The 22,675-nt window shown below is 65.3% G+C and carries 36 protein-coding genes; 1 reads left to right on the top strand and 35 read right to left on the bottom strand.

Translation table 11 applies throughout. The features are described 5' to 3' along the window. Positions 1 to 15 precede the first annotated feature (15 nt). The 6 genes from crcB to ABUE31_RS19260 form a co-directional block, all read right to left on the bottom strand. A complete protein-coding gene (crcB, locus tag ABUE31_RS19285; RefSeq protein WP_367725360.1) occupies positions 16 to 393 on the bottom strand; it encodes a fluoride efflux transporter CrcB in 378 nt (125 codons plus the stop codon). A 31-nt stretch (positions 394 to 424) separates the two neighbouring features. After that, positions 425 to 718, bottom strand: coding sequence for an HNH endonuclease (locus tag ABUE31_RS19280; protein WP_367725359.1), 294 nt, complete (start codon positions 716 to 718; stop codon positions 425 to 427). Positions 719 to 883: 165 nt separating this feature from the next. After that, positions 884 to 1,750 carry a protein-L-isoaspartate O-methyltransferase family protein gene (locus tag ABUE31_RS19275; RefSeq protein WP_367725358.1) on the bottom strand — a complete coding sequence of 289 codons (867 nt, stop codon included), beginning with the start codon at positions 1,748 to 1,750 and terminating at the stop codon, positions 884 to 886. 115 nt (positions 1,751 to 1,865) lie between these two features. Then, positions 1,866 to 2,819: a homocysteine S-methyltransferase family protein gene (locus ABUE31_RS19270; RefSeq protein WP_367725357.1), complete on the bottom strand. Its 954-nt coding sequence runs from the start codon at positions 2,817 to 2,819 to the stop codon at positions 1,866 to 1,868. A gap of 226 nt (positions 2,820 to 3,045) precedes the next feature. After that, positions 3,046 to 4,359 carry a replication-associated recombination protein A gene (locus ABUE31_RS19265; RefSeq protein WP_367725356.1) on the bottom strand — a complete coding sequence of 438 codons (1,314 nt, stop codon included), beginning with the start codon at positions 4,357 to 4,359 and terminating at the stop codon, positions 3,046 to 3,048. After that, positions 4,359 to 5,840: a DegQ family serine endoprotease gene (locus ABUE31_RS19260; protein ID WP_367725354.1), complete on the bottom strand. Its 1,482-nt coding sequence runs from the start codon at positions 5,838 to 5,840 to the stop codon at positions 4,359 to 4,361. Before ABUE31_RS19260 ends, ABUE31_RS19265 begins: the two co-directional genes overlap by 1 nt. A gap of 196 nt (positions 5,841 to 6,036) precedes the next feature. On the opposite strand from ABUE31_RS19260, the gene ABUE31_RS19255 reads away from it, so the two are divergent. Further along, positions 6,037 to 7,191 carry an acyltransferase family protein gene (locus ABUE31_RS19255; protein ID WP_367725353.1) on the top strand — a complete coding sequence of 385 codons (1,155 nt, stop codon included), beginning with the start codon at positions 6,037 to 6,039 and terminating at the stop codon, positions 7,189 to 7,191. 9 nt (positions 7,192 to 7,200) lie between these two features. Here ABUE31_RS19255 and ABUE31_RS19250 read toward each other — a convergent pair whose 3' ends face one another. The 29 genes from ABUE31_RS19250 to ABUE31_RS19110 form a co-directional block, all read right to left on the bottom strand. Continuing rightward, complete coding sequence (locus tag ABUE31_RS19250; protein WP_437344162.1) at positions 7,201 to 7,824, bottom strand: ankyrin repeat domain-containing protein; 624 nt, start codon at positions 7,822 to 7,824, stop codon at positions 7,201 to 7,203. 138 nt (positions 7,825 to 7,962) lie between these two features. Next, on the bottom strand, positions 7,963 to 8,394 hold the full coding sequence (gene rplQ / locus ABUE31_RS19245; protein WP_367725352.1) for a 50S ribosomal protein L17: 432 nt from the start codon (positions 8,392 to 8,394) through the stop codon (positions 7,963 to 7,965). Positions 8,395 to 8,500: 106 nt separating this feature from the next. After that, positions 8,501 to 9,511 carry a DNA-directed RNA polymerase subunit alpha gene (locus tag ABUE31_RS19240; RefSeq protein ID WP_367725351.1) on the bottom strand — a complete coding sequence of 337 codons (1,011 nt, stop codon included), beginning with the start codon at positions 9,509 to 9,511 and terminating at the stop codon, positions 8,501 to 8,503. Positions 9,512 to 9,632: 121 nt separating this feature from the next. Further along, positions 9,633 to 10,022 carry a 30S ribosomal protein S11 gene (gene rpsK / locus ABUE31_RS19235; RefSeq protein ID WP_367725350.1) on the bottom strand — a complete coding sequence of 130 codons (390 nt, stop codon included), beginning with the start codon at positions 10,020 to 10,022 and terminating at the stop codon, positions 9,633 to 9,635. A gap of 156 nt (positions 10,023 to 10,178) precedes the next feature. After that, a complete protein-coding gene (gene rpsM / locus ABUE31_RS19230; RefSeq protein WP_367725349.1) occupies positions 10,179 to 10,547 on the bottom strand; it encodes a 30S ribosomal protein S13 in 369 nt (122 codons plus the stop codon). A 193-nt stretch (positions 10,548 to 10,740) separates the two neighbouring features. Continuing rightward, positions 10,741 to 11,337 carry an adenylate kinase gene (locus tag ABUE31_RS19225; protein ID WP_367725348.1) on the bottom strand — a complete coding sequence of 199 codons (597 nt, stop codon included), beginning with the start codon at positions 11,335 to 11,337 and terminating at the stop codon, positions 10,741 to 10,743. Next, on the bottom strand, positions 11,334 to 12,674 hold the full coding sequence (secY, locus tag ABUE31_RS19220; protein WP_367725347.1) for a preprotein translocase subunit SecY: 1,341 nt from the start codon (positions 12,672 to 12,674) through the stop codon (positions 11,334 to 11,336). Before secY ends, ABUE31_RS19225 begins: the two co-directional genes overlap by 4 nt. A gap of 146 nt (positions 12,675 to 12,820) precedes the next feature. Then, positions 12,821 to 13,297, bottom strand: coding sequence for a 50S ribosomal protein L15 (gene rplO / locus ABUE31_RS19215; protein WP_367725346.1), 477 nt, complete (start codon positions 13,295 to 13,297; stop codon positions 12,821 to 12,823). A gap of 24 nt (positions 13,298 to 13,321) precedes the next feature. Continuing rightward, a complete protein-coding gene (gene rpmD / locus ABUE31_RS19210; protein WP_367725345.1) occupies positions 13,322 to 13,519 on the bottom strand; it encodes a 50S ribosomal protein L30 in 198 nt (65 codons plus the stop codon). 23 nt (positions 13,520 to 13,542) lie between these two features. Beyond that, positions 13,543 to 14,109 carry a 30S ribosomal protein S5 gene (gene rpsE / locus ABUE31_RS19205; protein ID WP_367725344.1) on the bottom strand — a complete coding sequence of 189 codons (567 nt, stop codon included), beginning with the start codon at positions 14,107 to 14,109 and terminating at the stop codon, positions 13,543 to 13,545. Positions 14,110 to 14,177: 68 nt separating this feature from the next. Then, entirely contained in the window at positions 14,178 to 14,537 is a 360-nt protein-coding gene (rplR, locus tag ABUE31_RS19200; protein WP_367725343.1) for a 50S ribosomal protein L18, read from the bottom strand. Between the two features lie 127 nt (positions 14,538 to 14,664). Then, the gene (rplF, locus tag ABUE31_RS19195; RefSeq protein WP_367725342.1) at positions 14,665 to 15,198 is read right to left on the bottom strand and encodes a 50S ribosomal protein L6; all 534 of its coding nucleotides are present in this window, start codon (positions 15,196 to 15,198) and stop codon (positions 14,665 to 14,667) included. Positions 15,199 to 15,232: 34 nt separating this feature from the next. Further along, complete coding sequence (gene rpsH / locus ABUE31_RS19190) at positions 15,233 to 15,631, bottom strand: 30S ribosomal protein S8 (protein WP_367725340.1); 399 nt, start codon at positions 15,629 to 15,631, stop codon at positions 15,233 to 15,235. Positions 15,632 to 15,642: 11 nt separating this feature from the next. Beyond that, entirely contained in the window at positions 15,643 to 15,948 is a 306-nt protein-coding gene (gene rpsN, locus ABUE31_RS19185; RefSeq protein ID WP_367725338.1) for a 30S ribosomal protein S14, read from the bottom strand. A gap of 25 nt (positions 15,949 to 15,973) precedes the next feature. Continuing rightward, positions 15,974 to 16,555, bottom strand: coding sequence for a 50S ribosomal protein L5 (gene rplE / locus ABUE31_RS19180; RefSeq protein ID WP_367725337.1), 582 nt, complete (start codon positions 16,553 to 16,555; stop codon positions 15,974 to 15,976). Then, complete coding sequence (gene rplX, locus ABUE31_RS19175) at positions 16,548 to 16,859, bottom strand: 50S ribosomal protein L24 (RefSeq protein WP_367725336.1); 312 nt, start codon at positions 16,857 to 16,859, stop codon at positions 16,548 to 16,550. Before rplX ends, rplE begins: the two co-directional genes overlap by 8 nt. 10 nt (positions 16,860 to 16,869) lie before the next feature. After that, a complete protein-coding gene (rplN, locus tag ABUE31_RS19170) occupies positions 16,870 to 17,238 on the bottom strand; it encodes a 50S ribosomal protein L14 (protein WP_024924768.1) in 369 nt (122 codons plus the stop codon). A 67-nt stretch (positions 17,239 to 17,305) separates the two neighbouring features. Continuing rightward, on the bottom strand, positions 17,306 to 17,545 hold the full coding sequence (gene rpsQ, locus ABUE31_RS19165; protein WP_367725335.1) for a 30S ribosomal protein S17: 240 nt from the start codon (positions 17,543 to 17,545) through the stop codon (positions 17,306 to 17,308). Between the two features lie 10 nt (positions 17,546 to 17,555). After that, a complete protein-coding gene (gene rpmC, locus ABUE31_RS19160; protein ID WP_367725334.1) occupies positions 17,556 to 17,756 on the bottom strand; it encodes a 50S ribosomal protein L29 in 201 nt (66 codons plus the stop codon). 14 nt (positions 17,757 to 17,770) lie between these two features. Further along, positions 17,771 to 18,184, bottom strand: a complete 414-nt coding sequence (gene rplP, locus ABUE31_RS19155; RefSeq protein WP_367725333.1) for a 50S ribosomal protein L16 — start codon at positions 18,182 to 18,184, stop codon at positions 17,771 to 17,773. A gap of 27 nt (positions 18,185 to 18,211) precedes the next feature. Then, positions 18,212 to 18,922 carry a 30S ribosomal protein S3 gene (rpsC, locus tag ABUE31_RS19150; RefSeq protein ID WP_367725332.1) on the bottom strand — a complete coding sequence of 237 codons (711 nt, stop codon included), beginning with the start codon at positions 18,920 to 18,922 and terminating at the stop codon, positions 18,212 to 18,214. After that, positions 18,922 to 19,311, bottom strand: coding sequence for a 50S ribosomal protein L22 (gene rplV / locus ABUE31_RS19145; protein ID WP_367725331.1), 390 nt, complete (start codon positions 19,309 to 19,311; stop codon positions 18,922 to 18,924). The genes rpsC and rplV overlap by 1 nt, the downstream gene beginning before the upstream one ends. Before the next feature lies 1 nt (position 19,312). After that, on the bottom strand, positions 19,313 to 19,591 hold the full coding sequence (gene rpsS / locus ABUE31_RS19140) for a 30S ribosomal protein S19 (protein ID WP_367725330.1): 279 nt from the start codon (positions 19,589 to 19,591) through the stop codon (positions 19,313 to 19,315). A gap of 16 nt (positions 19,592 to 19,607) precedes the next feature. Then, the gene (rplB, locus tag ABUE31_RS19135; RefSeq protein WP_367725329.1) at positions 19,608 to 20,441 is read right to left on the bottom strand and encodes a 50S ribosomal protein L2; all 834 of its coding nucleotides are present in this window, start codon (positions 20,439 to 20,441) and stop codon (positions 19,608 to 19,610) included. 22 nt (positions 20,442 to 20,463) lie between these two features. Further along, complete coding sequence (locus ABUE31_RS19130) at positions 20,464 to 20,757, bottom strand: 50S ribosomal protein L23 (RefSeq protein ID WP_121581821.1); 294 nt, start codon at positions 20,755 to 20,757, stop codon at positions 20,464 to 20,466. After that, positions 20,754 to 21,374, bottom strand: a complete 621-nt coding sequence (gene rplD, locus ABUE31_RS19125) for a 50S ribosomal protein L4 (protein ID WP_367725328.1) — start codon at positions 21,372 to 21,374, stop codon at positions 20,754 to 20,756. Before rplD ends, ABUE31_RS19130 begins: the two co-directional genes overlap by 4 nt. Before the next feature lie 2 nt (positions 21,375 to 21,376). Next, positions 21,377 to 22,090, bottom strand: a complete 714-nt coding sequence (gene rplC / locus ABUE31_RS19120) for a 50S ribosomal protein L3 (protein ID WP_367725327.1) — start codon at positions 22,088 to 22,090, stop codon at positions 21,377 to 21,379. A 58-nt stretch (positions 22,091 to 22,148) separates the two neighbouring features. Next, complete coding sequence (gene rpsJ, locus ABUE31_RS19115) at positions 22,149 to 22,457, bottom strand: 30S ribosomal protein S10 (protein ID WP_007066362.1); 309 nt, start codon at positions 22,455 to 22,457, stop codon at positions 22,149 to 22,151. Between the two features lie 62 nt (positions 22,458 to 22,519). After that, positions 22,520 to 22,675, bottom strand: a 156-nt coding sequence (locus ABUE31_RS19110; RefSeq protein ID WP_496400974.1) for an EF-Tu C-terminal domain-related protein, incomplete at its 5' end; no start/stop codon positions are given.

The following is a 22,675-nucleotide window of genomic DNA, read 5'->3' as shown; positions in this document are numbered from 1 at the left end:
CACCTGCCCGGAGCCTCAGCCAGCACTTCTTGCCAGCCACAGGCCGAGGAAGATGGCGAGGATCGAGCCGACAACGCTGACGACGGTGTATCCGATGACCGGCAGTGTCTGGCCGCGCTCCCAGAGCACGGCTACATCGAGCGAGAAGGCCGAGAAGGTGGTGAAGCCGCCGAGCATGCCGGTGGCGACGAACAGGCGCAGCTCGCTGGAGGCGTTGAAGCGGCGGGCCAGGAGCTCGATGAAAACGCCCATCGCGAACGACCCGACGATGTTGACCGCCATCGTGCCCCAGGGAAAGTTGGGGCCGGCGAGCCGCAACGCCGACAGGTTCACGAGATGGCGCAGCGAGGCGCCGACGGCGCCGCCGAGGGCGACTAGGAAGAGATGGAACATGGGAGTCTATTGCCCGCGTCGGCGCGGAGGGTCAATCGCTGTCTCTCGCGTCAACCGGCCATGCTTGAGCATTGCTTCTCGCCTGCTCGACCGCCGCCAGCGCCATTACCAGCCATAGGTCGCGCAGCGACCACTGGTTCGGCTTCCTCTTCTTGCGGATGGACGAGAAGTATTCGCTCGTCATGAATTCGGGCAAGCCGGTCTTTCCCTTCGTGGCGTTGCAGGGCCGGCAGGCCGGGATGGTAACGTGACGCCCCTTGTGGGCGCGCGGAATGACGTGATCGTAAGTCCTCTTGCGTTCGAGCCCGATGTCGGCCTCGCCCAAGGAGACGCCACAGTATGCGCACCAGTTTCGGCGGTCGTCCTGCCACCAGTCGCCTGTCTTCCTCGATATCAGCCTGGCAGGATCGCCCACAGCGACTTCTCCATTAGCCTTGCCCATGAGGAAATACTGTCAGGCAATTGTTTGAAATCACCTAATCGGATCTTATCAATTGTCACTGGTGGGTTCGACGACTCCGATCGCCGCGGACGAAAACCAGATTTCCGGATAGATCGCCACAGCGGTTTTATCCGGCGCGCGGTCGGCGGCCGGCACGATCGACCGCGCCGACTGCGCATCGCGGGGCATCGGCGTCTTCAGGCAGAGCCGCGCGTCGGACGCCCCGACGCAGGGGATGAACCAGGAGCCGCCGACGATCCGCATTGCATAACCCCCGGGCGCCCGCGTGACGAGGACCGTCAGGCCGATCTCCCGGGCGGGACGCCACGGGAAGATCATGCGGCCGCCGGGCTTCAGCGCGCGCAGCCAGGCGAGCGGCGGCGCGACCACGCCGGCGTTGACATAGAGGATATCGGCCTCGTCCAGCGCTGCGGTCACCGCATCGGCGCCGCGCAGGCTGACATTCGCATAGGGCGCGAGGTTGCGCCCGGCCATGACGGCAAGCTGGGGATCGATCTCGTAGGCCACGACGAAGCCGCCCGGCTCGACCAGAAGCGCCAGCGCGGCGGTGTAATAGCCGCCGCCTGCGCCGACATGGACGACGCTCTCTCCCGGCTGCGGGGCAACCGCGCCGATCCATTGCGCGTGCAGGAAAGGCTCGCCATTGTTGATGCCGCGTTCGGCATCGATCGCAACAAGGACGTTGCGATAGAGCTGCGCCGCATCCGACGCCGGAACCTCCTCATAGCGGTGGGCGCCGAGAATGCGCCAGGGCGCAGGCGGCAGGAAGTCTTCGCGCGCCAGCGTCTCGAACACGCGACCGATGCGCGGGTCCGGCGAGCCGCTCGCCTCGGCCATCATGCGGCCGTAGTGCAAACGCGCCTCCGTCAGTCGATGGTCGTCGGATCGGGTCATGGACACCGCCATTCGGGCGGGATGCGCTTGCGTCCGATGCGGAGCCCGCCCGCGATGCATCTTCCCACAATGCGAAGCGGCCGGGAACAGTCCCCCGGCCACCTCGCCGGAAGGGTCAGGCAGCCCCGACCTCGGCGCAACTCATCGCGATCTGCTCGATGTGGCGATGGTCGGTGCCGCAGCAGCCACCGAGAACCCGCACGTGCTTCAGCCGCGCGCGGATGTCGGCGAGCTGGCGGCCGAACTCGACGGGATTGCCGTCGTCCAGCGCGGTGGCGTTGTCGAGCTCGGCGTGGCTTAGCCTGGACGCGTTGGCGCGCATGCCGCCGATGCGCGCGAGCCAGGGCTCTCCCGCGGCGAGCTTACTCTCGTAGTGGGTCGGATGGGCGCAGTTGATCATGTAGTAGGCCGGGCCCGCACCGGTCGCCCGGTCGACCGCCTCGATCGCCTTGCCCAGGCTGTCGCCGGTCGGCAGATTGCCGTCGGTCTCGAGGGTGAACGAGATCACCGACGGGATTTCGGCCGACTGCGCGGCGCGGACCACGCCGATCGCCTCGTTGACGTTGGTCATGGTCATGGCGGACACCATGTCGACGTTCTCGTCGGCGAAGATGCGCACCTGCTGCGAATGATAGGCCTGCGCCTCCTCCTGGCTCATCGCCGTTCCGGGGTCGTAGCCGTCGCCGCGCGGGCCGATACAGCCGCTGATCAGCATCGGCGTGGCCGGCGTCTCGTATTCCGCCTTGATGTCGCGCAGGAGCCGGATCGCGTCACGGTTCGCCTGCTCGAGCTCCGGAGCGGAGTAGCCGAGCTTTTCGGCCCAGTCCCGGTTCGCACGCCAGGTTACGCTTTCCAGGACGAAGCCCATGCCGTTCTTCCTGGCGACGGCGGCGTGGCGGGCGAAGTAGCGGCGGAGAGCCCGCATGCCCTTTTCGTCCCTGAGGAGGGTGAAGGCCGCGAAACAGGGAAGGTCGAAGCCGTCGTGGAAGATGAGGGTCGTCTCGATGCCACCATCGGTGAGAAACAGGCCATCCGTCATCTGCGGCAGAGAATGTCTGGTGCTGCTCATGTCTTGAACGTCCTCGCTTTGGACCGGACCTGGCGCCGCGGCAGTCGCCGCGGCTCGGCAGACGGTTGTCACGCGACCGAGGTAGCGATCGCGCCGGACGTTGGTAGTATTTGCCTGGCTGTAACCGGATCATGCCTTGAAGCGCGGCACCGCGTGCCGGGTACGCAACGAAGCCGATACAGAGCGAGGGCAGCCGGGCCGCTGCGAAGCGCTTTGCGAGCGCCGATCAGCCGTCGCCGCGCTCGCGCCTGATCCGCGCCCAATAGTCGAGCCGCTTCCTGATTTCACGCTCGAAGCCGCGCTCGGGCGGATCGTAGAAGGTGCGGCGCTGCATGGCCTCGGGGAAGTAGTCCTGACCCGAAAAGGCGTCGGGCTGGTCGTGGTCGTAGAGATAGCCCGCGCCGTAGTCCTCTTCCTTCATCAGCTTGGTCGGCGCGTTGAGGATGTGTTTCGGCGGCAGCAGCGAGCCGTGCTCCCTGGCGGCGCGCATCGCCGCCTTGTAGGCGGTGTAGACGGCGTTCGATTTCGGCGCGGTGGCGAGGTAGACGGTCGCCTCGGCGAGCGCCAGTTCGCCCTCGGGCGAGCCGAGATAGTCGTAGGCGTCCTTGGCCGCGTTGGCGATGACCAGCGCCTGCGGGTCCGCCAGGCCGATATCCTCGGTCGCCATGCGCACCAGGCGCCGGCCGAGATAGAGCGGGTTCTCGCCGGCGTCGAGCATGCGCGCGAGGTAGTAGAGCGCGGCATCCGGATCGGAGCCGCGCACCGACTTGTGCAGGGCCGAGATCAGGTTGTAGTGGCCGTCCTGGCCCTTGTCGTAGATCGGCGCGCGCCGCTGCACGATGTGCTGCAGTTGGGCGGCGTCGAACACCTCGCCCGGCCCGGCGGCGCGCCAGACCTCTTCGGCAAGCGTAAGCGCGGCGCGGCCGTCGCCGTCGGCCATGCGCAGCAGGACCGCCCGCGCCTGCGCGTCGAGCGGCAGCGGCCTTGCCTCGACCTCCTCGGCCCGGGCGAGCAGCCGCTCCAGGCTCTCTTCGCCTAACGTGTTGAAGACCAGCACGCGCGCCCGCGACAGCAGGGCGGCATTGAGCTCGAAGGACGGGTTTTCGGTCGTTGCGCCGACGAGGACGACGGTGCCGTCTTCCATGACGGGCAGGAAACTGTCCTGCTGGGCGCGGTTGAAGCGGTGGATCTCGTCGACAAAGAGCAGCGTCTGGCGGCCGCTGCGCCGGCGCAGCCTGGCGGCATCGAAGACCTTCTTCAGGTCGGCGACGCCCGAGAAGATGGCAGAGATCTGCTCGAAGGCAAGCTGCGTCTCGCCGGCGAGCAGACGGGCCACCGTCGTCTTGCCGGTTCCAGGCGGCCCCCAGAAGATCATCGAGCCAAGCGAACCGGAGCGGATCAGCCGCGTCAGGACGCCGTCGTCGCCGGTCAGGTGTTCCTGGCCGACGACGTCCGCCAGCGTCTTCGGGCGCAGCCGGTCGGCGAGCGGCGCGGCGGCGCGCGCCCCGTCCGGCTCGTCTGGCCCGAAGAGGTCGCCCATCAGAACCTGAGCGTCTGCCGCAGCAGCTTGCCGTCGCGCTCAACGGTGAAGCGCCACCAGCGCGACGGCGTCTCCGCCACCTGCTTCAGCTTGTCGGCCGTGTCGATCTCCTCGCCGTTCACCTCGCGCACGATGTCGCGCGGCTGGAAGCCGAAGCGGGCCGACGGCGAGCTGCCGTCGATGTCGACCACCGCCACGCCCTTGATGTCGGCGTCGAGGCCGAGACGCTGCGCAAGGCGCGGCGAGAGATCGGCCACCTTGGCGCCGGCGAAGGGGCTGCGGCCGCGGATCATGACGGGCGCGGCGTTGGCGCCTTCGGGCGCGCGGACGAGATCGACGCCGACCGTCTTCTCGTCGCCCTGGCTCAGCACCTTCAGCTCGGCCTGGGTGCCGATGTTCTGGGTGGCAAGCCGGTAGCTCAGCGCGTCGACATGCTCGATGACGGCGCCGTTGAGGGTCAGCACGACGTCGCCGGCGCGCAGTCCGGCCTTGGCGGCGGGGCCGTCGGCGGCGACCGCCGAGACCAGCGCGCCGGTCGGCCTGGCCATTCCGAGCGACTCGGCGATCTGCGCGGTCACTTCCTCGAAATCGGCGCCGAGATAGGGCCGCTCGAAGAAATCGCTGCCGCTGGCCGCTGCCTGGGTGACGGCGCGCACCATGTTGGAGGGGATGGCGAAGCCGATGCCGATCGAGCCGCCGCTGCGGCTGAAGATGGCGGTGTTGATGCCGACCAGCTGTCCGCCCATGTTGATCAGCGCGCCGCCCGAATTGCCGGGGTTGATCGCCGCGTCGGTCTGGATGAAGAAGCCGAAGTCGGAGACGCCGACATGGGTGCGCGCCAGCGCCGACACGATACCGCTGGTGGTCGTCTGGCCAACGCCGAACGGGTTGCCGACCGCAAGCACGAGGTCGCCGACCTCAAGCGCGTCGGAATCGCCGATCGGCACCACCGGGAACGGCTCCGGCGCATCGATCTTGAGCACCGCGAGATCGAGCGACTCGTCCTTGAGGAGAACCCGGCTGGCGAACTCGCGACCGTCGGACATCGCGACCTTCACCTCGTCGGCGCCGCGGATGACGTGGAAGTTGGTGACGACGAGGCCGCCGGCGTCGACGATGACTCCCGAACCGAGCGAGTTCTGCGCGCGCGGACGCATCTGCCGCCCGAAGAACTGCTCGAAGAAGGGATCGCCCTCGAAGGGCGAGCGGACCTCGCGCGGCTTCTTGGACGCATAGACGTTGACGACGGCCGGCGCCGTCTCCTTGACCAGAGGCGCGAAGGAAAGCTGCATGTCCTCGCGGCCGAACGGCAGACGCCGCTCAGGCCCCGCGAGCGGTGCGCCGTCGGATCCGCGCAGCAGGTCGGTAAGGACGTCGCTCAGCCCCTCGCCTTCCTGCGCAGCAGCAACCGTCGCCGTGATCACGCCCGGACCGGCCAGGCACAGCCCGAGCAGAACCAGGCCAACTCGTATCGCGTCCATCTAGAATCCCCTGCGTTTGAGCGCAGAACGCATGCCACTTTCCCGACGATTGTGCAAAGCAAATGGCCAGGCCCGACAGCGCCGGTTCACATTCCGGTACGCAGATCGCCGTTAACCCTTTGGTAAGGATGATGCTTGGCGTCCTTCAGCTCGATGATAGATAGTCGCCGGACCGATACGCATACCGAGACCATCGATGAGCGACATAGCATCCGTCCGCGGCCGTCATGAGGCGGTAGTGCCCACGACGCAGACAGCCGCCCGAACGAGGGAACATGTCGCCTACATCGAATATTTCAGGGCACTGGCGATCCTGCTGATCGTCTGCGGCCACACCTTCGCGCTCGCCTGGACGCATTTCGCCGACGAGGACCCGACCACCCGCATCGCCCTCATCAACGTGATCCCCTCGCTGATCAACAGCGGCACCGCCTATTTCGTCTTCATCTCCGGCTTCCTCTACCGCCAGGTGTTCCATGGCCGGATGGCCTATGGCGAGTTCATGCGCCGCAAGGCCCTGTACATCGGCCTGCCCTATCTGTTCATGGCGACGCCGATCGCGCTGGCGGAAATCGCGGCCGGCGCCTTCTACGTCGAGAGCTTCAAGGACGGCGTCGCCTACCCGCATAGCGGCTTCGTCGACCTCGTCGTGCTGATGACGACCGGACGCATGGTCAATGCGTACTGGTACATCCCCTTCATCTTCCTGGTGTTCCTGGCGTCGCCGCTGTTCGACCGCTTCATCCGCATGAAGCCTGGACCGCGCCTGGCGCTGGTCGCAGTTGCCTTCCTCGTCGCCATGTGGGTGCACCGCCCGCTCGACAACCTGAACCCGTTCCACAGCTTCCTCTACTTCGCCAACATCTACATGTTCGGCATGGTGTTCTGGGAGTATCGCGAGCGCATCCTCGCGGTCGTCGCGCGCCCGGGCACGGTCGCCCTCCTTGCCATCCTCATGCTGGCGACGGCCGTGGTGCAGGCGCTGGTGCTGAACAACACCAGCAACATCGAGCGCGCCGCCGGCGACGGCTGGCTGCCGCTGGCCTTCGACATGATGCTTGTCCAGAAATATGTCGGCTTCTTCCTCTTCTGCGGCTTCTTCGCGCTGTGGGGCAGGCACGCGGCAAAGCCGCTTTCCTTCATCGCGAAGAACAGTTTCGGGCTCTATTTCGTGCATGCCATCGTGATCGCCGTGCTGATGCGCATGCCGGAAGTCCTGTCGCCGCATGTCGGCGAGCCGATGGCGGACCTCGCGCTCTATTTCGCGCTGGTGCTGGCGATCAGCTTCGCGGCGATCCTGACGGTGAAGGCGATCACCGGAAAATACAGCCGCTACATCATCGGCTGCTGAGCGCGCGGACTATCGCGGCCCGGAGACCATCCTCTCGGCGATTTCCCCGAAGCCGAGCCGGCGCGCATGCTCTAGCGGCGTGATCCCGTCGCGATCGGGTATCTGCCGGGCCCTGGCGTCGACCAGGATGCCGACGATCTCCTGATGGACCGGGCCGCCATCCCCGAGGATCACCGCCTCCATCAAGGCCGTCCAGCCGAGATTGTTGACGTGGTCGATCTCGACGCCCGCCGCGATCAGCAGACGCACCGTCGATGGATGGCCCTTGTCCGCCGCGGGGATCAGGGCGGTGCCGCCATAGCGATTGGTGTCCTTCAGGTTGGCCCGGCCGGTGGCGAGGATCATCTTCAGGATCTCGTCGCGCCCCTCCGCGCCGGCATAGAGGTAGGGCGTGTCCTTGATCGCATCCCTGGCGTTGACGTCGGCGCCGGCCTCGATCAACAGCCGGGCGATCTCGACATTGTCGGCCCGCGTGGCGAGCAGCAGAGCCGTGCGCCCCTGCCCGTCCCGCACTTCGAGGTCCGAACGATCGACCAGCATGCGCACCTGCTGCAGGTTGCCGGCAAGGACCGCCTCGAGAATCATCGCATCATCCCCTCCCCCAGCGACCGCGGCCCACCAGGACAGAAGCATGGCGGCAAAGGCCATCGGTGCCATCAACTTCTCGAACATGGATTGCCTCCGCTGACGCTTCGGGATGCAGCGTGGCGGACACGATAGCAACGAAAAGGGGCCCGAAGGCCCCTTAAACTCTTTCAAGATATCCGCGGATCAGGCTGCGGCTTCGCTCTCGCCGGCATCTTCCGCTTCCGCGCGTGCGCGGTCGGCAGCACCCTTGGCCGAGGTGTCGCGGTCGACGAACTCGATCACGGCCATCGCGGCGTTGTCGCCGTGGCGGAAGCCCGCCTTCATGATGCGCAGATAGCCGCCGTTGCGGCTTGCGTAGCGGGGAGCGACCACGTCGAACAGACGCTTCACGACGTCCTCGTTGCCGATCCGGGCGATCACCTGGCGGCGCGCATGCAGGTCGCCGCGCTTGCCGAGCGTCACGAGCTTCTCGACGATCGGGCGCAAATCCTTCGCCTTCTCGAGCGTTGTGACGATCTGCTCGTGCTCGATGAGAGACACGGCGAGGTTGGCGAACATGGACTTGCGGTGGCTTACGCTGCGAGCGAAGCGACGGCCCTTAAAACCGTGGCGCATGGCTGTCTTCCTTCTTCAGTTGTTCAAGAGGCCACGGCCCCTGATGGTTTTCCGCATGGCCGTCGGACCGGACGAACCGGTCCTTGGCACCATGCTCTACTGCGGCTCAGTACTGGTCTTCGTAGCGCTTTGCGAGATCTTCGATGTTCTCCGGCGGCCAATCCGGCACTTCCATGCCGAGGTGCAGGCCCATTGCCGCCAGCACTTCCTTGATCTCGTTCAGCGACTTGCGGCCGAAGTTCGGAGTGCGCAGCATCTCCGCCTCGGTCTTCTGGATCAGGTCGCCGATATAGACGATGTTGTCGTTCTTCAGGCAGTTTGCCGAACGGACCGACAGTTCCAGTTCGTCCACCTTCTTGAGCAGCGCCGGGTTGAAGGCGAGCTCGGTGACGGCCTCGGAAGCGACTTCCTTCTGCGGCTCGTCGAAGTTGACGAACAGGCCAAGCTGGTCCTGCAGGATGCGCGCGGCGAACGCCACGGCGTCCTCGCCCGTGACCGAGCCGTTGGTCTCGATCGTCATGGTCAGCTTGTCGTAGTCGAGAACCTGGCCCTCGCGCGTGTTCTCGACCTTGTAGGAGACCTTCTTGACAGGCGAGTAGAGGCTGTCGACCGGGATCAGGCCGATCGGCGCATCCTCGGCGCGGTTGCGGTCGGCCGGGACGTAGCCCTTGCCGGTGTCGACGGTGAACTCCATGCGGATCTCCGCGCCCTCGTCGAGCGTGCAGATGACATGGTCGGGATTGAGGATCTCGACGTCGCCGACAGTCTGGATGTCGCCGGCGGTGACGGCGCCCGGCCCCTGCTTGCGCACGACCATGCGCTTGGGTCCGTCGCCTTCCATCTTGATGGCGATTTCCTTGATGTTGAGCACGATGTCGGTGACGTCCTCGCGGACGCCGCCGATGGACGAGAACTCATGCAGCACGCCGTCGATCTGGACGGCGGTGACGGCGGCGCCGCGCAGCGACGACAGCAGCACGCGACGCAGCGCGTTGCCGAGCGTTAGACCGAAGCCGCGCTCGAGCGGCTCGGCGACGAGCGTCGTCAGCGTCTTGTTCTTCGACGTGAACTCGATCTTGTTCGGCTTGATCAGCTCTTGCCAATTCTTCTGGATCATCTGGTCTTCCTTCCGTTGTACCGCCACCATCCAATCGTGGCGGTCGCCATGGAAACCCGCGGAGGAGCGTCAGGACCGGTTCCGGGCCGGAAGCTCGCGCGGCAGTGTTAAAGCCGGCTGGTCAGACGCGGCGCTTCTTGCGCGGGCGGCAGCCATTGTGCGGGATCGGCGTCACGTCGCGGATCGAGGTGATGGTGAAGCCGCCGGCCTGGAGCGCGCGCAGCGCCGACTCACGGCCCGAACCCGGACCGCAGACCTCGACCTCGAGCATGCGCATGCCGTGTTCCTGCGCCTTGCGGGCGACGTCCTCGGCAGCCATCTGCGCGGCGAACGGGGTGGACTTGCGCGAACCCTTGAAGCCCTGGGCGCCGGCCGACGACCAAGCGATGGTGTTGCCCTGCGCGTCGGTGATGGTGATCATCGTGTTGTTGAAGGTGGAGTTCACGTGGGCGGTGCCCGACGAGATGTTCTTGCGTTCGCGACGGCGGACGCGTGCGGCTTCCTTGGCCATGTCTTACCTTTCTATCGATCTCAACGCCGCCGTAACGCCAGCGGCTACACCAGAGGTGAGTAGGGGAGCAGTGAAATAGGGGCGTATGTGGAGCGCTGCGGACGGCCGCAAAGGCATCACATATCGCCCTACTCCCTTGCTTCCCTATTCCCCTAATTACTTCTTCTTGCCTGCGATCGCCTTCGCCGGGCCCTTGCGGGTGCGGGCGTTGGTGTGCGTGCGCTGGCCGCGGACCGGCAGGTTGCGGCGGTGGCGCAGGCCACGGTAGCAGCCGAGGTCCATCAGGCGCTTGATGTTCATCGAGGTCTCGCGGCGCAGATCGCCCTCGACCTGGTAGTCGCGGTCGATCGCCTCGCGGATCTGAAGAACTTCGGCGTCGGTGAGCTGGTTCACGCGGCGGTCGAGCGGAATGCCGACCTTCTCGACGATCTCCTGCGCGAACTTCTTGCCGATGCCGTGAATGTACTGGAGCGCGATCACGACGCGCTTGTTGGTCGGTATGTTGACGCCTGCTATACGGGCCATCTTCATCTCCATGTAGGCCGGCTTCAGCTCTGCTGTCCGGCGGGTTGTTGTCGACCCGCGTCCGGTGGAGGCCGGCCCTTGCGGGTATCTTCCAATTCAACAAGGCCGCCTTGTCCCTAGGACCCGGCAGCCTCACGCCTGATTTGGAGATGCGCCGCTATAGTCCAGCGGCGCAGCCCCGTCAACCGTCCGTTCAGACCTTCGCGCCGACCTTGCCGAGCACCGCCTCGATCTCGGCGGTGACATCGTCGATGCCGGCCATGCCGTCGACGCCGGTGAGCAGCCCCTTGGCGTAGTAGTAGCCGGTCAGCGGGGCGGTCTTCTTGTAGTACTCGCGCAGCCGCTCCGGGAACACAGCCGGGTCGTCGTCCTTGCGCACCGGCTTGCCGGCGGCCTTCGTCTCTTCGGCGCGCCTGGCGATGCGGCCGACCAGCGCCTTGTCGTCAACGACGAGCTCGATCACCACGTCGAGCTTCTGGCCGCGGTCCGTCAGCATCTTCTGCACCGCGTCGGCCTGCGCGAGCGTGCGCGGGTAGCCGTCGAGGATGAAGCCGCCGGCGCAATCCTGCTGGTCGATTCGCTCGGCGACGATGGCGTTGACGATGTCGTCCGACACGAGCTCGCCCGCATCCATGACCGCCTTCGCCTTCAATCCGACCGGCGTCTGGGCGGCAACCGCCGCACGCAGCATGTCGCCCGTGGAAAGCTGAGGTATGCCGTACTTCTCGACCAGCCTCTGCGCTTGCGTCCCCTTGCCCGCCCCCGGCGGACCAAGCAGTATCAGTCTCATCGTCCCCTCTTTCCTCCGCGCAGCTTCGACTTCTTGATCAGCCCCTCGTACTGGTGCGCGATCAGGTGACCCTGGATCTGCGCAACCGTGTCGAGCGTTACACTGACCACGATCAGAAGCGAAGTGCCACCGAGGTAGAACGGTACGCCAGTCGCCGAGATGAGGAACTCAGGCAGGAGGCAGACGCACACGAGATAGATGGCGCCGATGACCGTGATGCGCGTCAGCACATAGTCGATGTACTCGGCGGTGCGCTCGCCCGGGCGGTAGCCGGGGATGAAGCCCGAATGCTTCTTGAGCTGGTCTGCCGTGTCCTTCGGATTGAAGACGATCGCCGTATAGAAGAAGGCGAAGAAGACGATCATGGCGGCGTAGAACGCCATGTAGAGCGGCTGGCCGTGGCCGAGCGCGGCGATGATCGTCGACGCCCAGGCCGGCAAGTTGGTCGTGGCCGAGAAGCCGGCGACGGTCGCGGGCAGGAGCAGCAGCGAGGACGCGAAGATCGGCGGGATGACGCCCGCGGTGTTGAGCTTGAGCGGCAGGTGCGACGTATCGCCCTGGAACATGCGGTTACCGACCTGGCGCTTCGGATACTGGATCAGCAGCCGGCGCTGCGCGCGCTCGAAGAAGACGATGAGCGCGATCACGACGATGGCCAGCACGATGATGGCCAGGATCAGGCCGGTCGAGAGCGCGCCGGTGCGGCCGAGCTCGAGCGTGCCGGAGATGGCGTGCGGCAGGCCGGCCACGATACCCGCGAAGATGATCAGCGAAATGCCGTTGCCGATGCCGCGGGCGGTGATCTGCTCGCCCAGCCAAATCAGGAACATGGTGCCGCCGACGAGCGTGATGACGGCGGAGATACGGAAGAAGATGCCGGGATCGGCGACGATGCCGTTGCCGCTCTCGAGGCCTATGGAAATGCCGTAGGCCTGCACGACGGCCAGCAGCACGGTGCCGTAGCGCGTGTACTGGTTGATGACCTTGCGGCCCTGCTCGCCTTCCTTCTTCAGCTGCTCGAGCGTCGGGATGACCGACGTCATGAGCTGCATGATGATGGAGGCGGAAATGTAGGGCATGATGCCCAGCGCGAAGATCGCCATGCGCTCGACGGCGCCGCCCGCGAACATGTTGAACATGCCGAGCACGCCGCCGGACTGCTGCTGGAAGGCCTGCGCGAAGGCGTTGGGATTGATGCCGGGAAGCGGGATGTAGGTGCCGAGGCGGTAGACGAGGAGAGCGCCGAGGGTGAACCAGATGCGCTTCTTGAGATCCTCTGCCTTGGCGAAGGCTGCGAAATTCAGATTGGATGCAAGTTGTTCTGCAGCCGATGCCATGCAAGTTCTCCGCTTGGTCGCGCCGAGTTGGGCCGGTCTACCGGTACCGTCCAGACGTCACGCGTCGCCGAGGCTTCGAGATAGGCTGCGGGCGACGAAGTTGCAAGCGGCGGCAACAGCGTGCCGCCGCCCGTCCGAAGGGCCCGTTACTCGGAGGCTTCCGCCTGGGCGGGAAGCTTGACCGACCCGCCGGCCTTCTCGATCTTCTCGATCGCGGCCTTGGAAGCGCCGGCGACGTCGAAGGACAGCTTGGCCTTGAGCTCGCCGTCGGAAAGCAGACGCACGCCGTCGCGGGCGCGGCGGATCACACCGGCCTTGACGAGCGCCTCGGCGTCCACTGTCGCCTTGGCGTCAAGCTTCTTGGCGTCGATCGCGGCCTGGATGCGGGCCAGCGACACGGCGTTGAAGTCCTTGGCGTTCGGGTTCTTGAAGCCGCGCTTGGGCAGACGGCGGTAGAGCGGCATCTGGCCGCCCTCGAAGCCGTTGATGGCGACGCCGGAGCGCGCCTTCTGGCCCTTCACGCCGCGGCCGGCGGTCTTGCCGGAGCCCGAGCCGATGCCGCGCCCGAGGCGCTTGCGCGAATGGGTCGCGCCTTCCTTGTCGCTCAGTTCGTTGAGTTTCATCGTCTTTCTCCTCGCGCCCTGCCCTTACTTCTCTTCGACGACGCGAACGAGATGGGAAACGGCTGCGATCATGCCGCGCACCGAAGGAGTGTCCTCCAGCGTCCGGCGGCGGTGCATCTTGTTGAGACCGAGGCCGACCAGCGTCGCGCGCTGCTCCTTCGGCCGGCGAATCGGACTGCCGATCTGCTCGACGGTCACGGTCTTGGTAGCTTTCTTGGCCATCGTGATGATCCTCTGGCGTCGACTTACTCGTCGGCCGCGACCGCGTTGCCGCGGCGAGCCTGGAGGGTCGAGTACTTGATGCCGCGCTGCGCGGCCACATCCTTCGGATGCATCTGGCTCTTCAGCGCATCGAACGTGGCGCGCACCATGTTGTAGGGGTTCGACGACCCCATCGACTTGGCGACGACGTCATGCATGCCGAGCGTCTCGAAGACGGCGCGCATCGGGCCGCCGGCGATGATGCCGGTACCGGCCTTGGCGGCGCGCAGCAGGACGCGGCCCGCACCATGACGGCCTTCGACGTCGTGGTGCAGCGTGCGGCCGGACCGCAGCGGCACGAAGATCAGGTCGCGCTTGGCGGATTCGGTCGCCTTGCGGATCGCCTCCGGCACTTCACGGGCCTTGCCGTGGCCGAAGCCGACGCGGCCCTTCTGGTCGCCGACCACGACGAGCGCGGCGAAGCCGAAGCGACGGCCACCCTTGACCACCTTGGCGACGCGGTTGATGTGGACCAGCTTGTCGACGAACTCGCTGTCGCGCTCCTCGCGGTCCCGGCGGTCGCGGCCGCCTTCTCTACGTTCCTGTGCCATATCCTGTCCTTGTTCTTTTCCGGAAGCACGGGTTGCTGTTTGCCGGCCGTGGCGGCCGGCGGCTTGAATCAGAAGTCGAGGCCGCCTTCGCGGGCGGCGTCGGCCAGCGCCTTGACGCGGCCGTGATAGATGTAGGGACCGCGGTCGAAGACCACTTCCTTGACGCCGGCCTTGGCGGCGCGCTCGGCGACGAGCTTGCCGACGGCGGCGGCGGCGGCGACGTCAGCGCCGGTCTTCAGCGAACCCTTCAGATCCTTCTCCAGCGTCGACGCCGACGCGATCGTGTGACCCTTGGCGTCGTCGATGATCTGGGCGTGGATGTTCTTCGAGGAACGGTGCACCGACAGACGCAGGCGGCCATTGGCTACGGCCTTGATCTGACGACGGATGCGCTGCGCGCGGCGCTGCGTGGATTCTTTGGATGCCATGTCTCTTCTGCCTTCATCTACCGGAGGCCGCCATGTGCGGTAGGAAAACCTCCCGCGGCCGCGCCTCCGTGGCGTTGCTGGAACGGCCCTGCCCGGAAGCTCCGCTTCCAGGCAAGGCGCGCGCCGGTTACTTCTTCTTGCCGACCTTGCGCACGATGCGCTCTTCGGCGTACTTCACGCCCTTGCCCTTGTAGGGCTCGGGGCCGCGGTACTTGCGAATCTCGGCCGCGACCTGGCCGACCTGCTGCTTGTCGATGCCCGAAACGGTGATCTCGGTGGGCTTCGGCACGGCGATGGTGATTCCCTGCGGGGTCTCATAGACCACGTCATGGCTAAAGCCCAGAGCAAGCTGCAGGTTCTTGCCCTGCATCGCCGCGCGGTAGCCGACGCCGTTGATCTCGAGCTTCTTCTCGAAGCCTTCCTTCACGCCGTTCAGGATGTTCACGATCTGCGTGCGCGACATGCCCCACTTGGAACGCGCCGCCTTCGACTGGTCGCGCGGCTCGACGGCGATCTGGCCGTCGTCCATCTTGACCAGCACTTCCTCGTTGACGACGAACTTGAGTTCGCCCTTCGGACCCTTCGCCGTGACGGTCTGGCCGTCGACCGTGGCGGTCACGCCCTGGGGCACGGATACGGGTTTCTTGCCAATACGAGACATTATCGTCTCCTCGTTCTCGTGTCTGTTCAGCCGATCAGAAGATCTGGCAAAGCACTTCGCCGCCGACGTTCTGCTCGCGCGCATCGTGGTCGGCCATGACACCCTTCGGAGTTGAAAGGATGGCGATGCCGAGGCCATTGGCGACGTGCGGAATCGACTTGGCCGAGACGTAGACGCGCCGGCCGGGCTTCGAAACGCGGGCGATCTCGCGGACCACGGGGGCGCCGTCGAAATACTTCAGCTCGATCTCGATCTCGGACTTGCCGTTGTCGAAGTCGGTCTGGCTGTAGTCGCGGATGTAGCCTTCCGCCTTCAGCACTTCAAGCACGCGGGCGCGCAGCTTCGAGGCCGGGGTCGAAACCTTCGACTTCTTGCGGCCGTAAGCGTTGCGGATGCGGGTCAGCATATCGCCGAGAGGATCACTCAAAGACATCTCGGTCCTCCTTACCAGCTGGACTTGACGAGCCCGGGGACAGCCCCGGAGTTGCCGAGTTCACGAAGCGCCACGCGCGACATGCCGAGCTTGCGGTAGTACGCACGCGGACGGCCGGTCACCTCGCAACGGTTGCGGATGCGGATCTTGGCGCCGTTGCGCGGCATCGCCGACAGCTTGAGCTGCGCGCGGAAGCGCTCCTCGAGCGGACGGGACTGATCCATGACGATCGCCTTCAGCGCGGCGCGCTTGGCGGCGTAGCGCGCGGTCAGGTTCCGGCGACGCTTGTTCTTCTCGACTGAGCTGGTCTTTGCCATTCAGATTTTCCTTTGCTCGCTGCCGTTACTGCCGGAAGGGGAAGTTGAAGCCCTTGAGCAGCGCCCTGGCTTCGTCGTCCGTCTTGGCGGTCGTACAAACGATGATGTCCATGCCCCAGATCTGATCGACCTTGTCGTAGTTGATCTCCGGGAACACGATGTGCTCCTTGATGCCCATGGCGTAGTTGCCACGGCCGTCGAAGCTCTTCGGGTTCAGGCCGCGGAAGTCGCGGACGCGCGGCAGCGCGATCGTGACCAGGCGGTCCAGGAACTCGTACATGCGCTCGCTGCGGAGCGTCACCTTGGCGCCGATCGGCATCTGCTCGCGCACCTTGAAGCCGGCGATCGACTTGCGGGCCCGCGTGACGACGGCCTTCTGGCCGGCGATCAGAGCGAGGTCCTCGGCAGCGACCGAAGGCTTCTTGGAATCGCCGGTCGCCTCGCCGACGCCCATGTTCAGTACGATCTTGTCGAGGCGCGGAACCTCCATGACGTTGTCGTACTTGAACTGCTCGATCAGAGCCTTGCGGATCTGCTCTTCATAGACCTTGCGGAGGCGCGGCTGGATCTTAGCCTTAGCCTGGGCCTGTGCTGCTGCCTTAGCCATTGATGACTTCTCCCGAGCGCTTGGCGAAACGCACCTTCTTGTCGCCATCGACGCGGAAGCCGACGCGGGTCGGCTTGCCGTCCTTGGGGTCGGCGATAGCCAGGTTGGACAGGTGGATCGGCGCTTCCTTGGTGATGATGCCGCCTTCCTGCGATTGGGTCTGCTTCTGGTGGCGGCGAACCTGGTTCACGCCACGAACGACGGCCTTGTCTTCCTTCGGCAGGACCGACAGCACCTCGCCGGTGCGTCCCTTGTCCTTGCCGGCCAGGACGACGACCTTGTCGCCTTTTCTGATCTTCTGCATTTCCGGCTCCTTACAGCACTTCAGGCGCCAGCGAGATGATCTTCATGTGGTTCTTGGCGCGAAGCTCGCGCGGAACCGGCCCGAAGATACGGGTGCCGACTGGCTCTTTCTTGTTGTCGACCAGAACGGCCGCGTTCTTGTCGAAACGGATCACACTGCCGTCAGGGCGGCGGATGTCCTTGGCGGTGCGCACGACGACCGCCTTCATCACATCGCCCTTCTTAACGCGGCCGCGCGGAATGGCTTCCTTGATCGAAACGACGATGATGTCGCCGACCGAAGCATACTTCCGCTTCGAGCCGCCCAGCACCTTGATGCACATGACACGACGGGCGCCGGAGTTGTCCGCGACGTCGAGGTTTGTTTGCATCTGAATCATGACTGGCCGCCTTCTTCCTTCACCGGGGACCGGCTCGCGCCCTCCCCGTCAATCCAATTATTGTTGTCTAGGCCTGTGCGTCGGTCACGACGACCCAGCGCTTGTCCCGGGAGATCGGCTTCGATTCCTGGATGAACACGCTGTCGCCCACCTTGCAGGCGTTGTTCTCGTCGTGCGCCTTGTACTTCTTCGTCGAACGAACGGTCTTCTTCATCACCGGGTGCGTGTAGCGACGCTCGACCTTCACGACGACGGTCTTCTCGTTCTTGTCGCTGACGACGGTGCCCTGCAAAATGCGCTTTGGCATGGTCTTGTCCTTATACCTTCTTGGCCGAAGCTTTTTCGGCGGCGATGGTCTTGATGCGCGCGATGTCCCTGCGGACCTGCTTGACGCGCGCCGTCTTCTCGAGCTGGCCGGTCGCCTTCTGGAAGCGCAGGTTGAACTGCTCCTTCTTGAGGCTAGCCAGTTCGTCGTTGAGCTGGTCGGCGGTCTTGGTCCTGACGTCGGAGGCCTTCATCGTGGCGTCCCTTCCTATTCTGCGATGCGCTGTACGAAGCGCGTCCTGACCGACAGCTTGGCGGCGCCGAGACGCAGTGCCTCGCGGGCGATCTCTTCCGAGACGCCGTCGATCTCGAACATGACGCGGCCAGGCTTGACGCGGCAGGCCCAGTAGTCGACCGCGCCCTTGCCCTTGCCCATGCGGACTTCGGTCGGCTTCGAGGTCACCGGAAGATCCGGGAACACGCGGATCCAGACACGGCCGGCGCGCTTCATCTCGCGGGTGATCGCGCGGCGGGCCGCCTCGATCTCACGCGCGGTGACGCGGTTCGGCTCGAGCGCCTTCAGTCCGAAGCCACCGAAATCCAGGTTGGTGCCGCCCTTGGCGGCGCCGTGGATGCGGCCCTTGAACTGCTTGCGGAATTTCGTGCGCTTTGGCTGCAGCATCTTTCGTTACTCCAATTCCTTCGCCGCTCAGGCGTTCTCGCGTTCACGCCTGCGGGCGGACGGCTGCTGTTCACCCTCGGTCGCGCGACGCTCCGACGCCATCGGGTCGTGCTCCAGGATCTCGCCCTTGAACACCCAGACCTTGACGCCGCAGATGCCATAGGCGGTCTGCGCTTCGGCGGTGCCGTAATCGACGTCGGCGCGCAGCGTATGCAGCGGCACGCGTCCCTCGCGGTACCATTCCATGCGGGCGATTTCCGCGCCGCCCAGACGACCCGAGCAGTTGATGCGGATGCCCTCTGCGCCGAGACGCATCGCCGACTGAACGGCGCGCTTCATGGCACGGCGGAACGCGATACGACGCTCGAGCTGCTGGGCGATCGACTGCGCGACGAGCGTCGCGTCGATCTCCGGCTTGCGAACCTCGACGATGTTGAGGTGCGTCTCGGACTGCGTCATCTCGGTCAGCTTCTTGCGAAGCTTCTCGATGTCGGCGCCCTTCTTGCCGATGATCAGGCCCGGGCGGGCGGCGTGGATCGTGACGCGGCACTTCTTGTGCGGACGCTCGATCACCACCTTGGAGATGGCCGCCTGCTTGAGTTCCTTCTCGAGGTACTCGCGGATCTTCAGATCCTCATGCAGCAGCTTGGCGTACTCGCCGGTGTTCGCGTACCAGCGCGAATCCCAGGTCCGGTTGATGCCGAGGCGGAAGCCGATCGGGTTGATTTTCTGGCCCATTATGCAGCCTCTCCTTTTTCCTCGACCTCGCGAACGACGATCGTGAGGTGCGAAAACGGCTTCTCGATGCGGCTGGCGCGGCCGCGGCCACGAGCGTGGAAACGCTTCATGACGATCGACTTGCCGACATAGGCCTCCGCCACGATCAGCGCGTCGACATCGAGGTCGTGATTGTTTTCCGCGTTGGCGATCGCCGACTCGAGCGTCTTCTTCACCGTCCCGGAAATCCGCTTGCGCGAGAACTCCAGGTCGTTGAGCGCCGACGCGACCTTCTTGCCGCGGATCATCTGCGCAACGAGGTTCAGCTTCTGCGGGCTGACACGGATCGTGCGCAGCACGGCACGCGCCTCGTTGTCAGCAAGCCTGCGCGGAGCTTTGGCCTTGCCCATCTTATTTCCTCTTCGCCTTCTTATCCGCGCCGTGACCGTAATAGGTGCGGGTCGGAGCGAACTCACCGAACTTGTGACCGACCATGTCCTCGTTCACGGACACCGGGATGTGCTTCTGGCCGTTGTAGACGCCGAAGGTCAGGCCCACGAACTGCGGCAGGATGGTGGAGCGACGGCTCCACATCTTGATCACTTCGCTGCGGCCGCCTTCGCGCACCTTGTCGGCTTTCTTGAGCAGATAGCCGTCGATGAACGGGCCCTTCCAGACTGAACGTGTCACTTCTGACTACCTCTTCTTAGCTCTTGCGCTGGTGGCGCGAGCGAACGATGAACTTGTCGGTCGACTTGTTCGACCGCGTCTTCTTGCCCTTCGTCGGCTTGCCCCACGGCGTGACCGGATGACGACCGCCGGAGGTGCGGCCTTCGCCGCCGCCATGCGGGTGATCAACCGGGTTCATGGTGACGCCGCGGTTATGCGGACGCTTGCCCAGCCAGACCTTGCGGCCGGCCTTGCCGAGATTGACGTTGCCGTGGTCGGGGTTCGACACGGCGCCAACCGTCGCCAGGCACTGGCCCGACACGATGCGCTGCTCGCCAGAGTTCAGGCGCAGGATCGCCATGCCCTGGTCGCGGCCGACGAGCTGTGCGTAGGAACCGGCCGAACGGGCGACCTGGCCACCCTTGCCGGGCTTCAGCTCGACATTGTGGATGATCGTGCCGACCGGCATCGAGGCGAGCGGCATCGCATTGCCGGGCTTCACGTCGACCGCGTTGCCGGCGACGATCTTGTCGCCGGGGGCCAGACGCTGCGGCGCCAGGATGTAGTTCAGCTCGCCGTCCTCGTACTTCACCAGCGCGATGAACGCGGTGCGGTTCGGATCGTACTCGATGCGCTCGACCGTCGCCGTCATGTCGAACTTGCGGCGCTTGAAGTCGATGATGCGGTACGAACGCTTGTGACCGCCGCCGATGAAGCGGGCCGTGATGCGGCCGGCATTGTTGCGGCCGCCCGACTTGGTCAGGCCTTCCGTGAGGCCCTTGACCGGCTTGCCCTTGTAGAGGGCGGAGCGGTCGACCAGCACGAGCTGGCGCGTGCTCGGCGTTACGGGATTGTAAGTCTTCAAAGCCATCTTGCTATCCTCGCCCCGTGTCTCAGAGGCCCGTGGCGACGTCGATCGAGTGGCCGTCAGCCAGCGTGACTACCGCCTTCTTCACGTCGCCCTGCCGGCCGATCGTGCCGCGGAACCGCTTCAGCTTGCCCTTGCGGACGAGCGTGTTCACGGCCGTCACCTTGACGCTGAACAGCGCCTCGATAGCCGCCTTGATCTCGGGCTTCGTCGCCTTCTTGGCGACGTTGAAAACGACCTGGTTCTGCTCGGAGGCCATGGTCGACTTTTCGGTGATCGCCGGAGAGACGATCACGTCGTAGTGGCGAAGGTCCGTCATTTGAAGCGCTCCTCGAGAGCCTCGACGGCGGCCTTCGAAAGGACCAGCGTGCCGCGGCGCAGAATGTCGTAGACGTTGATGCCCTGGATCGGCAGCACGTCGATGTTGGGGATGTTGGCAGCAGCCCGCGCAAAGTTCAGGTCGAGCTCCGCGCCGCCGATGACGAGGGCGTTCGACAGGCCGAGCTTGGCCAGGCTTGCCGTCAGCGCCTTGGTCTTGGCGTCGGTCAGCGTCAGCTCGTCGACGATGATCAGGCTTTCCGACTTCGCCTTGGCCGACAGCGCATGCTTGAGGCCGAGAGCGCGCACCTTCTTGGGAAGGTCATGCTCGTGGCTGCGCACGACCGGGCCGTGGGCCTTGCCGCCGCCGCGGAACTGCGGAGCGCGAGCCGAATGGTGACGGGCGCGGCCCGTACCCTTCTGCTTGTACATCTTGGCACCGGTGCGCGAAATCTCCGCGCGGCCCTTCGACTTGTGCGTGCCCTGCTGCTTCTTGGCGAGCTGCCAGCGCACGACGCGCTGCAGGATGTCCTCGCGCGGATCGAGACCGAAGATCTCTTCGCTGAGCGTCAGCTTGCCGGCGTCCTTGCCAGCGAGGGTGGTGATCTTGAGATCCATTGTCATGCTCCCTCGACGGCCGTATCGGCCTTGGCTTCAGCCTTGGCGCGCACGGCGGCCGGCTTCGGCGCGTTCTCGGGCAGAGCCGACTTGGCGGCGTCGCGCACCAGGATCCAGGCGCCCTTGGTGCCGGGAACGGCACCGCGGATCAGGATCAGGCCACGGTCGGCGTCGGTCGACACAACCTCGACGTTCTGCGTGGTGACGCGGGTCGCGCCCATGTGGCCGGCCATCTTCTTGCCCTTGAACACCTTGCCGGGGTCCTGGCGCTGGCCGGTCGAGCCGTGCGTACGGTGCGAAACCGAGTTACCGTGGGTCGCGCGGCCGCCACCGAAGTTGTGCCGCTTGATGACGCCCTGGAAACCCTTGCCGGTCGCGGTGCCGGTAACGTCCACCTTCTGGCCCGCGACGAAGTGGTCGACGGTGATCTCGGCGCCGACTTCGACCAGGTTCTCCGGGCTCACGCGGAACTCGGCCAGCTTGGCCTTGGGCTCGACGGAAGCGGTCGCGAAGTGGCCGCGCATCGCCTTCGACGTGTTCTTCACCTTGGCGAGGCCGACACCGAGCTGAACGGCCGTGTAGCCATTCTTCTCCTGGGTGCGCTGCGCCACGACCTGGCAGTTCTCCATGCGGAGAACGGTGACCGGCACATGTTCGCCTGCGTCGTTGTAGACGCGGGTCATGCCGACCTTCTGTGCAATTACACCTGAACGCATTTTTTCGTTCTTCCTTCAGAGGAGCCTTCGGACGAACCTCGGGCTCATGTTCTTAGCCTTAGAGCTTGATCTCGACGTCCACACCCGCGGCGAGGTCGAGCTTCATCAGAGCGTCGACGGTCTGCGGGGTGGGATCGACGATATCGAGCAGGCGCTTGTGCGTACGCATCTCGAACTGCTCGCGGCTCTTCTTGTCGATGTGCGGCGAGCGGTTGACCGTGAACTTCTCGATACGCGTCGGCAGCGGGATCGGGCCACGCACATTGGCGCCCGTGCGCTTTGCCGTCGAGACGATCTCGCGCGTCGAGGCATCGAGTACACGATGGTCGAACGCTTTAAGTCGGATACGGATATTTTGCCCGTTCATCTGGTCGTTCCTTGTTCTGGCGCGGCGCGGGCGTTACCCCGCCCGCGACAGATCTCTTGTTCTTATTCGACGATGGAAGCGACGATGCCGGCGCCGACGGTGCGGCCGCCTTCACGGATTGCGAAGCGCAGCTTCTCCTCCATGGCGATCGGCACGATCAGCTGCACGTCGACCGTCACGTTGTCGCCCGGCATCACCATCTCCGTGCCTTCCGGCAG

This window comes from Mesorhizobium marinum (genome assembly GCF_040813675.1).
Lineage (GTDB): Bacteria > Pseudomonadota > Alphaproteobacteria > Rhizobiales > Rhizobiaceae > Mesorhizobium_K > Mesorhizobium_K marinum.
This window is presented reverse-complemented; position numbering and strand designations above follow the sequence as displayed.

What these genes read in the sequence shown, in the direction of transcription:
- crcB (WP_367725360.1), bottom strand. Translation starts at nt 393, where the DNA reads ATGTTCCATCTCTTCCTAGTCGCCCTCGGCGGCGCCGTCGGCGCCTCG.
- ABUE31_RS19275 (WP_367725358.1), bottom strand. Translation starts at nt 1,750, where the DNA reads ATGACCCGATCCGACGACCATCGACTGACGGAGGCGCGTTTGCACTAC.
- ABUE31_RS19270 (WP_367725357.1), bottom strand. Translation starts at nt 2,819, where the DNA reads ATGAGCAGCACCAGACATTCTCTGCCGCAGATGACGGATGGCCTGTTT.
- ABUE31_RS19265 (WP_367725356.1), bottom strand. Translation starts at nt 4,359, where the DNA reads ATGGGCGACCTCTTCGGGCCAGACGAGCCGGACGGGGCGCGCGCCGCC.
- ABUE31_RS19260 (WP_367725354.1), bottom strand. Translation starts at nt 5,840, where the DNA reads ATGGACGCGATACGAGTTGGCCTGGTTCTGCTCGGGCTGTGCCTGGCC.
- ABUE31_RS19255 (WP_367725353.1), top strand. Translation starts at nt 6,037, where the DNA reads ATGAGCGACATAGCATCCGTCCGCGGCCGTCATGAGGCGGTAGTGCCC.
- ABUE31_RS19250 (WP_437344162.1), bottom strand. Translation starts at nt 7,824, where the DNA reads ATGCTTCTGTCCTGGTGGGCCGCGGTCGCTGGGGGAGGGGATGATGCG.
- rplQ (WP_367725352.1), bottom strand. Translation starts at nt 8,394, where the DNA reads ATGCGCCACGGTTTTAAGGGCCGTCGCTTCGCTCGCAGCGTAAGCCAC.
- ABUE31_RS19240 (WP_367725351.1), bottom strand. Translation starts at nt 9,511, where the DNA reads ATGATCCAGAAGAATTGGCAAGAGCTGATCAAGCCGAACAAGATCGAG.
- rpsK (WP_367725350.1), bottom strand. Translation starts at nt 10,022, where the DNA reads ATGGCCAAGGAAGCCGCACGCGTCCGCCGTCGCGAACGCAAGAACATC.
- rpsM (WP_367725349.1), bottom strand. Translation starts at nt 10,547, where the DNA reads ATGGCCCGTATAGCAGGCGTCAACATACCGACCAACAAGCGCGTCGTG.
- ABUE31_RS19225 (WP_367725348.1), bottom strand. Translation starts at nt 11,337, where the DNA reads ATGAGACTGATACTGCTTGGTCCGCCGGGGGCGGGCAAGGGGACGCAA.
- secY (WP_367725347.1), bottom strand. Translation starts at nt 12,674, where the DNA reads ATGGCATCGGCTGCAGAACAACTTGCATCCAATCTGAATTTCGCAGCC.
- rplO (WP_367725346.1), bottom strand. Translation starts at nt 13,297, where the DNA reads ATGAAACTCAACGAACTGAGCGACAAGGAAGGCGCGACCCATTCGCGC.
- rpmD (WP_367725345.1), bottom strand. Translation starts at nt 13,519, where the DNA reads ATGGCCAAGAAAGCTACCAAGACCGTGACCGTCGAGCAGATCGGCAGT.
- rpsE (WP_367725344.1), bottom strand. Translation starts at nt 14,109, where the DNA reads ATGGCACAGGAACGTAGAGAAGGCGGCCGCGACCGCCGGGACCGCGAG.
- rplR (WP_367725343.1), bottom strand. Translation starts at nt 14,537, where the DNA reads ATGGCATCCAAAGAATCCACGCAGCGCCGCGCGCAGCGCATCCGTCGT.
- rplF (WP_367725342.1), bottom strand. Translation starts at nt 15,198, where the DNA reads ATGTCTCGTATTGGCAAGAAACCCGTATCCGTGCCCCAGGGCGTGACC.
- rpsH (WP_367725340.1), bottom strand. Translation starts at nt 15,631, where the DNA reads ATGTCTTTGAGTGATCCTCTCGGCGATATGCTGACCCGCATCCGCAAC.
- rpsN (WP_367725338.1), bottom strand. Translation starts at nt 15,948, where the DNA reads ATGGCAAAGACCAGCTCAGTCGAGAAGAACAAGCGTCGCCGGAACCTG.
- rplE (WP_367725337.1), bottom strand. Translation starts at nt 16,555, where the DNA reads ATGGCTAAGGCAGCAGCACAGGCCCAGGCTAAGGCTAAGATCCAGCCG.
- rplX (WP_367725336.1), bottom strand. Translation starts at nt 16,859, where the DNA reads ATGCAGAAGATCAGAAAAGGCGACAAGGTCGTCGTCCTGGCCGGCAAG.
- rplN (WP_024924768.1), bottom strand. Translation starts at nt 17,238, where the DNA reads ATGATTCAGATGCAAACAAACCTCGACGTCGCGGACAACTCCGGCGCC.
- rpsQ (WP_367725335.1), bottom strand. Translation starts at nt 17,545, where the DNA reads ATGCCAAAGCGCATTTTGCAGGGCACCGTCGTCAGCGACAAGAACGAG.
- rpmC (WP_367725334.1), bottom strand. Translation starts at nt 17,756, where the DNA reads ATGAAGGCCTCCGACGTCAGGACCAAGACCGCCGACCAGCTCAACGAC.
- rplP (WP_367725333.1), bottom strand. Translation starts at nt 18,184, where the DNA reads ATGCTGCAGCCAAAGCGCACGAAATTCCGCAAGCAGTTCAAGGGCCGC.
- rpsC (WP_367725332.1), bottom strand. Translation starts at nt 18,922, where the DNA reads ATGGGCCAGAAAATCAACCCGATCGGCTTCCGCCTCGGCATCAACCGG.
- rplV (WP_367725331.1), bottom strand. Translation starts at nt 19,311, where the DNA reads ATGGGCAAGGCCAAAGCTCCGCGCAGGCTTGCTGACAACGAGGCGCGT.
- rplB (WP_367725329.1), bottom strand. Translation starts at nt 20,441, where the DNA reads ATGGCTTTGAAGACTTACAATCCCGTAACGCCGAGCACGCGCCAGCTC.
- ABUE31_RS19130 (WP_121581821.1), bottom strand. Translation starts at nt 20,757, where the DNA reads ATGACGGACCTTCGCCACTACGACGTGATCGTCTCTCCGGCGATCACC.
- rplD (WP_367725328.1), bottom strand. Translation starts at nt 21,374, where the DNA reads ATGGATCTCAAGATCACCACCCTCGCTGGCAAGGACGCCGGCAAGCTG.
- rplC (WP_367725327.1), bottom strand. Translation starts at nt 22,090, where the DNA reads ATGCGTTCAGGTGTAATTGCACAGAAGGTCGGCATGACCCGCGTCTAC.
- rpsJ (WP_007066362.1), bottom strand. Translation starts at nt 22,457, where the DNA reads ATGAACGGGCAAAATATCCGTATCCGACTTAAAGCGTTCGACCATCGT.